6 protein-coding genes are annotated in these 7,493 nt (G+C 71.5%); 4 read left to right on the forward strand and 2 right to left on the reverse strand.

Features of this window, described 5'->3' with window-relative positions:
- Positions 1-1,157, reverse strand: a 1,157-nt coding sequence (locus tag VLJ82_RS10345; RefSeq protein ID WP_408663263.1) for a DUF4032 domain-containing protein, incomplete at its 3' end; no start/stop codon positions are given.
- Between the two features lie 63 nt (positions 1,158-1,220).
- Between VLJ82_RS10345 and VLJ82_RS10350 the strand changes: the two genes are divergently transcribed.
- Entirely contained in the window at positions 1,221-1,895 is a 675-nt protein-coding gene (locus VLJ82_RS10350) for a uracil-DNA glycosylase (RefSeq protein WP_408663264.1), read from the forward strand.
- A gap of 57 nt (positions 1,896-1,952) precedes the next feature.
- Here the strand turns inward: VLJ82_RS10350 and VLJ82_RS10355 are convergent, their stop codons facing one another.
- Entirely contained in the window at positions 1,953-2,927 is a 975-nt protein-coding gene (locus VLJ82_RS10355; protein ID WP_408663265.1) for a helix-turn-helix transcriptional regulator, read from the reverse strand.
- A gap of 104 nt (positions 2,928-3,031) precedes the next feature.
- Between VLJ82_RS10355 and VLJ82_RS10360 the strand changes: the two genes are divergently transcribed.
- From VLJ82_RS10360 to VLJ82_RS10370, 3 genes are all read left to right on the forward strand, one after another.
- Positions 3,032-3,742 (forward strand): alpha/beta fold hydrolase, encoded by a 711-nt coding sequence (locus tag VLJ82_RS10360; protein ID WP_408663266.1) that lies wholly within the window; start codon positions 3,032-3,034, stop codon positions 3,740-3,742.
- 263 nt (positions 3,743-4,005) lie between these two features.
- The gene (uvrA, locus tag VLJ82_RS10365; RefSeq protein WP_408663267.1) at positions 4,006-7,101 is read left to right on the forward strand and encodes an excinuclease ABC subunit UvrA; all 3,096 of its coding nucleotides are present in this window, start codon (positions 4,006-4,008) and stop codon (positions 7,099-7,101) included.
- Positions 7,102-7,187: 86 nt separating this feature from the next.
- Positions 7,188-7,493 (forward strand): GIY-YIG nuclease family protein (locus VLJ82_RS10370; protein WP_408663268.1); only part of this gene is annotated, 306 nt, incomplete at its 3' end.

The raw sequence follows: 7,493 nt of genomic DNA on the forward strand, positions 1-7,493 counted from the left end.
ACCGCCGCCTGCCGGCCGACGTCCTGGCCGGACCGCTCGGACATCAGCCACCGGTGCTCGGCGATCTCGTGGAACAGCTCGGCGTCCGGCAGCTTGGCACGCAGCTGGGGCGGCACCATGGACAGCACCCCGTAGAACTTCTCGTCCAGCCACCGCCGCGCCGCCAGGTCCTCGGGGATGTCGTGGCCGACACCCTCGATCCATTTTGCGCGGAACCGCGCCAGGTCGGACAGGATCAGCCGTGCCTGGTTCTCCTGCACCCTTAGGCCGGTCAGCGCGTACACCCGGCGCTGGTGGTGGCCGGGCTCGACCACGTGGGTCTCGAAGCGCAGCTTGCGGCCGGCGTCCTCGGTGCGGATGCCGATCTCGGAGACGTCGAAGCCGAGCGAGTTCAGCCGCCGGACCCGCTCCTCGATCAGGTAGCTCTCGCCGGCCGGGTAGATCTGGTCGTCGGTGAGCTCCGCCCACAGCTGGTCGTAGCGCGGCTGCAGTCCTATCGCCGTCTCGACCGGGTCGTCGTCGGAGGACAGGTAGCCGCCGGCCTGCAGGTCCATCAGCTCCCCGGCGATGTTCTCGGTGGCGATGGACAGGTCGTGCATCCGCTGGCCGCGCGACAGCTGCGGGTGCATCTCGCCGGTCTCGGCGTCCACCAGGTAGGCGGCCAGCGCCCCGGCGTCGCGCCGGAACAGCGTGTTGGACAGCGAGCAGTCACCCCAGAAGAAGCCGGTCAGGTGCAGCCGGACGAACAGCTGGGCCAGCGCGTCCAGCAGCCGGGAACGCAGGTCCGGCAGCGACCGCTCGGTGAACAGCGACCGGTAGGGCAGCGAGTACGGCAGGTGCTTGGTCAGCAGCAGGCCGTCCAGGTGGTGGCCGTCGTGGTCGCTGCGGTCCAGCACGGTGCCGAACGCCTCGACCACCGGCACCGACGCCTCGGCCAGCTCCCGCAGCAGGTGGTGCTCGCGGGTGACGTAGCGCTCGGTGGCCTCCTTGATCGCGAAGATCTGGTTGTGCGCCCGGACGAAGCGCACCACGTGCCGGGAGATGCCGCGCGGCACCTGGACCAGCCGGGGGTCCTTCCAGTCCTCCAGCGGCTGGTCGAAGGGCAGATCGAGGAGTTCGGTGGCCGCCCCGAACGTGGTGATCGTGTAGTTGCCCATGACGGGCTTCAGCCTAGTGCCGCCAGCCGGGCGCAGACCTTGCATACAGCTACGGTGTTGGCCATGACCGTGCGTTCCCTGGAAGAGATCGTCGAGAGCGGCTGGGCCAGGGCGTTGCAGCCGGTGGCCGGCGAGATCCGGGCGATGGGGGACTTCCTGCGGGCCGAGATCGCCGCCGGCCGCTCCTACCTGCCGGCCGGCGCCAACGTGCTGCGCGCCTTCAGCCAGCCCTTCGACGACGTCCGGGTGCTGATCGTGGGCCAGGACCCGTACCCCACCCCCGGGCACCCGGTGGGCCTGTCGTTCTCGGTGGCGCCGGACGTCCAGCCGGTGCCGCGCTCGCTGCAGAACATCTACCGCGAGCTGCACGACGACCTGGGCGTGCCGATCCCTGCCAACGGCGACCTGACCCCGTGGACCAAGCAGGGCGTGCTGTTGCTCAACCGGGTGCTGACCGTCCAGCCGGGCAAGTCCGGCTCGCACGCCGGCAAGGGCTGGGAGCGGGTCACCGACCAGGCGGTCCGGGCGCTGGCCGCCCGCGACCAGCCGCTGGTGGCGATCCTGTGGGGCCGGCAGGCGCAGTCGCTGGAACCGCTGCTCGGCGACGCGCTGTGCCTGAAGTCGGTGCACCCGAGCCCGCTGTCGGCCAGCGGCGGCTTCTTCGGCTCCCGCCCGTTCAGCCGGGCCAACGCGCTGCTGGCCCAGCACGGCGGCGAGCCGATCGACTGGCGGCTGTAGGAGGGCTGGTTGCGGCTGCCCGCCCGGGGCCGTCGGCGGTGGCCGACCGGGCGTCCGTCAGCCGGCCGTAGCCGCTGCCATCCGGCGCGCGAGCGCCGCGACGGCCTGCCGCAGCTCGTCGCCGCCCTCCACCCGCATCGGGAACGGGATCGCCGCCAGCCGTTCACACGCATACATCTCCGGGTTGTCGGTACTGCCGACGACGACACAGCGGGTGCCGCCGTCGATCTCCTCGAGCCGGCCCATCGCCGCCGGGACGAACGGGCGGACGACCTCGGCCGGTGCGTCGAACACCACCCGGGTGGGATAGGTCCAGCTGCTGCCGAGATGCCGCTCCAGCAGGGCCACCGGATCCAGGTCGGCCGGCGGGACGAACGCGGCGTCCAGCTCGACGAGGTCGGTGATCCGGTCGACCCGCAGCGTCCGCACGGCGTCCGCGCCGTGCGCGAAGCACAGCAGGTACCAGCGGCCGAAACGGACCACGACAGCCCACGGGTCGACCTCGAAGGAGGCCTCGGTACCGGCAGCGGTGCGATAGCCGAGCCGCACCCGCCGGCGCCGATCCACCGCGGTGACCAGCGCCGCGGCCAGCCCGGGGTCCAGCCGTACGCGGCCGCCCGGCGCCGAGAGCACGTGCGCGCGCATCGACGCGGCGGTCTGCCCGGCCGAACCGGGCAGCGAGCCGACCAGCTTGCCCAGCGCGGCGCCGACCGGGGTCGCGACATCGCCGACCTGATGCGAGCCGTCCAGCGCCGCCATCACCAGGCCCAGGGCCTCGGTCGAGCTGAGCACCAGCGCCGGCGATCGGCGTCCGCGGTCCAGCCGGTAGCCGCCGTACGGGCCGCGCTCGGTGATCACCGGCAGCCCCGCCTCGCGCAGGATGGCGACGTAGCGCCGGACGGCACGCTCGGTGACACCCAGGTGGGACGCGAGCTCGCCGGCCGCGACCAGCTGCCGCAGCTGCAGCAGCTCCAGGGCCAGGAGTGCGCGCGCCGTCGGGCTGCGCCTCCCGCCGGCGTCCGGCTCAGGCATCGGGTGGTCCTCACTACCGGAAGCAGATCGTCCGGTACTGCTCCTAGCGTAGGCGACGCGGCGCGAGCAGGCGTGCCGCGCACCCCGACAGGCAGGAGCAGTGCATGTCCGAACGACGCGGTACGCCGATCATCCTGGTGGGTGGTCTCTGGCTCGACGGGTCGGTATGGAACGAGGTCGTCGCGGAACTGCGACGAGCCGGGCACCGGCCGGTGGCGCTGACCCTGCCCGGGCAGGGCGACGGGCGCACCGACGTCGGGTTGGCCGACCAGCTGGAGGCCGTGCTCAGTGCCGTGGACGCCGAGTACGACAGCTCGGGCAGCCCGGTCGTGCTGGTCGGCCACTCGGCGGCGTCCTCGCTGGTGTGGCAGGCCGCCGACCGGCGCATCGACCAGGTGGCCCGGGTGGTTCTGATCGGCGGCTTCCCGAATCAGGCCGGGACCAGCTACGCCGACTTCTTCCCGGCCGTCGACGGGGCGATGCCGTTCCCCGGCTGGGAGGCCTTCGAGGGCCCGGACAGCGCCGATCTCGACGAGGCGGCCCGGCAGCGACTGCTCGACGCCGCGATCCCCGTCCCGGACCGGGTGGCGCGCGGCACCGTCGAGCTGGCCGACGAGCGGCGGCGCACCCTGCCGGTCACCCTGGTCTGCCCCGAGTTCTCGCCCGACGAGGCGCGGGCCTGGGTCGCGGCGGGTGACGTGCCGGAGCTGGCCGCCCTTTCGGACCTCAGCTACGTCGACATCGACTCCGGACACTGGCCGATGATCACCAGGCCGCGCGAGCTGGCGGCGCTGCTGGCCGAGACCGTGGGATAGCGCACCTGTCGGCCCGGACCGGGCCCGCCGTGGGAATGCCGGCGGCCCGGACCGCGCTGATACTCCTGGGCCGGCCAGCTGCTGGCCAGGGTGCCGGACGGGCTGGAGATCGGGCAAGCTGGAGGAACCAGCGGCTCACTCGGCCGTTGTCGTAACCCGCTATTACTCTTCCAGTTCGAGCCGCATCGCTTCCGGTCGGAGCGGCCCGACCCTTCCGGCAACATGCCTTGTCCGACTAGAAGTGCCGAACCAGAGAGAAGACTGTGGCTGACCGTCTGATCGTCCGTGGCGCCCGCGAGCACAACCTCAAGGACGTCCAGCTCGACCTGCCCCGGGACGCGATGATCGTGTTCACCGGGCTGTCCGGCTCGGGCAAGTCCTCGCTGGCCTTCGACACCATCTTCGCCGAGGGCCAGCGCCGCTACGTCGAGTCGCTGTCGGCCTACGCCCGGCAGTTCCTCGGCCAGATGGACAAGCCGGACGTCGACTTCATCGAGGGCCTGTCGCCGGCCGTCTCGATCGACCAGAAGTCCACCTCGCGCAACCCGCGCTCCACCGTGGGCACCATCACCGAGGTCTATGACTACCTGCGGCTGCTGTTCGCCCGGATCGGCCACCCGCACTGCCCGGTCTGCGGCGAGCTGATCAGCAAGCAGACCCCGCAGCAGATCGTCGACCGGGTGCTGGAGATGGAACCCGGTACTCGTTTCCAGGTGCTGGCCCCGGTGATCCGGGAGCGCAAGGGCGAGTACGTCGACCTGTTCGCCGACCTGCAGACCAAGGGCTACTCCCGGGTGCGGGTGGACGGCACCAACTACCCGCTCACCGAGCCGCCGGCGCTGAAGAAGCAGGAGAAGCACACCATCGAGGTGGTGGTGGACCGGCTGACCGCCCGGGCCACCGCCAAGCAGCGGATCACCGACTCGGTCGAGACCGCGCTGGGCCTGGCCGGCGGCCTGGTGATCCTGGACTTCGTCGACCTGCCCGACGACGACCCGCACCGCGAGCGCCGCTTCTCCGAGCGGCTGGCCTGCCCGAACGAGCACCCGCTGGCCATCGACGAGCTGGAGCCCCGGTCGTTCTCGTTCAACGCGCCGTTCGGCGCGTGCCCGGCGTGCAGCGGCATCGGCACCCGCAAGGAGGTCGACCCCGAGCTGCTGGTGCCCGACCCCGCCATGTCGCTGGCCCAGGGCGCCATCGCCCCGTGGGCCAACGGCCAGAACAACGACTACTTCCTGCGGCTGCTGGAGGGCCTGGCCGACCAGATCGGCTTCAGCGTGCACAGCCGGTGGGACCGGCTGCCGGCCCGGGCCCAGAAGGCGGTGCTGCACGGCAGCTCCGAGCAGGTGCACGTCCGGTACAAGAACCGCTACGGCCGCGAGCGGTCCTACTACGCCAGCTATGAGGGCGTGGTGCCGTGGCTGGAGCGCCGGCACGCCGAGACCGACAGCGACTGGAGCCGGGAGAAGTACGAGGGCTTCATGCGCGAGGTGGACTGCCCGACCTGCGGCGGTACCCGGCTCAAGCCCGAGATCCTGGCTGTCACGGTGGCCGGCAGGTCGATCGCCGACGTGTGCGCGCTGTCCATCGGCGAGGCCGCGAAGTTCCTGGCCGGCCTGCAGCTGACCGAGCGCGAGGAGATGATCGCCGCCCGGGTGGTCAAGGAGGTCAACTCCCGGCTCGGCTTCCTGGTCGACGTGGGGCTGGACTACCTGTCGCTGAACCGGGCCGCCGCCACCCTGGCCGGCGGCGAGGCGCAGCGGATCCGGCTGGCCACCCAGATCGGCGCTGGCCTGGTCGGGGTGCTCTACGTCCTCGACGAGCCGTCCATCGGCCTGCACCAGCGCGACAACCGGCGGCTGATCGAGACCCTGGTCCGGCTGAAGAACCTGGGCAACACCCTGATCGTGGTGGAGCACGACGAGGACACCATCCGGGCCGCGGACTGGGTGGTCGACATCGGCCCGCAGGCCGGCGAGCACGGCGGCCAGGTGGTGGTGTCGGGCACCGTGGACGAGCTGCTCGCCTCCGAGCACTCGATCACCGGCAGCTACCTGTCCGGCCGGCGCACCATCGACGTGCCGGCGATCCGCCGGCCGGTCCGTCCCGGCCGCGAGCTGGTGGTGGAGGGCGCCCGCGAGCACAACCTGCGCAACATCGACGTGCGGTTCCCGCTCGGGGTGTTCGTCGCGGTGACCGGGGTGTCCGGCTCGGGCAAGTCCACCCTGGTCAACGACATCCTCTACGCCAGCCTGGCCAACAGGATCAACGGCGCGAAGCTGCCGCCCGGCCGGCACCGGCGGGTCACCGGGCTGGACCAGCTGGACAAGGTGGTCGGCGTCGACCAGTCGCCGATCGGGCGCACCCCGCGGTCCAACCCGGCCACCTACACCGGCGTGTTCGACCACATCCGCAAGCTCTTCTCCGAGACCACCGAGGCGAAGGTGCGCGGCTACCAGCAGGGCCGGTTCTCCTTCAACGTCAAGGGCGGCCGGTGCGAGAACTGCGTCGGCGACGGCACCATCAAGATCGAGATGAACTTCCTGCCGGACGTCTACGTCCCGTGCGAGGTGTGCAAGGGCGCCCGGTACAACCGGGAGACCCTGGAGGTGCACTACAAGGGCAAGACCATCTCCGAGATCCTGGACATGCCGATCGAGGAGGCGGCCGAGTTCTTCAAGCCGATCTCCAAGATCGCCCGGCACCTGGAGACGCTGGTGGACGTGGGCCTGGGCTACGTCCGGCTGGGCCAGCCGGCGCCGACCCTGTCCGGCGGCGAGGCGCAGCGGGTGAAGCTGGCCAGCGAGCTGCAGAAGCGCTCCACCGGACGCACCATCTACGTGCTGGACGAGCCGACCACCGGCCTGCACTTCGAGGACGTCTCCAAGCTGCTCGCCGTGCTGCAGTCGCTGGTGGACAAGGGCAACTCGGTGATGGTGATCGAGCACAACCTGGACGTCATCAAGACCGCCGACTGGATCATCGACATGGGTCCGGAGGGCGGTTCCGGCGGCGGCATGGTGGTGGCCGAGGGTCCGCCGGAGGAGGTGGCGCAGGTTCCGGGTTCCTACACCGGCCAGTTCCTCGCCGGGATCCTGGCCGACCGGCTGGCGGCCGAGGCTGCCACCGCGCGGCCGGCCGCCAAGCGAGCCGGCCGGCGGGCCGCCGAACCGACCCGCACGGTGCGCCAGCCGGTGGCCGCCAAGACGGCCAAGACCCCGCGGACCAGCACCACCACCCGGACCAGCACCACCACCCGGACCGCCAAGGCGATCAGCACCGGCGCGTCCGTGGTCGGGTCGGGGAACGGCACCGGTCGGCGGCCCGCGGCCCGCAAGACCACCCGCGACGCAGGCTGACCGGCACCCCTCCATTCCGATCCACGGCACCCGCACCCCGACCCTGGCACTCACCCGACCCGCTTCTCGCTCACTAGGCTCTTCACGTGGCTGATCCGTCCTCCTACCGCCCGGCTCCCGGCACCATTCCGGTCGAGCCGGGCGTGTACAGGTTCCGGGACGCCACCGGCCGGGTGATCTATGTCGGCAAGGCCAAGAGCCTGCGGTCCCGGCTGAACTCCTACTTCGCCGACCCGTCGGCGCTGCACCCACGCACCCGGCAGATGGTCTACTCGGCGGCCAGCGTCGAGTGGACCATCGTCACCACCGAGGTCGAGGCGCTGCAGCTGGAGTTCAACTGGATCAAGGAGTTCGACCCGCGGTTCAACGTCCGCTACCGCGACGACAAGTCC

Origin of the sequence: Jatrophihabitans sp., from assembly GCF_035474675.1 — a bacterium.
In the GTDB taxonomy this organism is placed as follows: Bacteria; Actinomycetota; Actinomycetes; order Mycobacteriales; family Jatrophihabitantaceae; genus Jatrophihabitans_A.

Coding starts and splice junctions, on each gene's coding strand:
- VLJ82_RS10350 (WP_408663264.1), top strand. CDS start 1,221: ATGACCGTGCGTTCCCTGGAAGAGATCGTCGAGAGCGGCTGGGCCAGG.
- VLJ82_RS10355 (WP_408663265.1), bottom strand. CDS start 2,927: ATGCCTGAGCCGGACGCCGGCGGGAGGCGCAGCCCGACGGCGCGCGCA.
- VLJ82_RS10360 (WP_408663266.1), top strand. CDS start 3,032: ATGTCCGAACGACGCGGTACGCCGATCATCCTGGTGGGTGGTCTCTGG.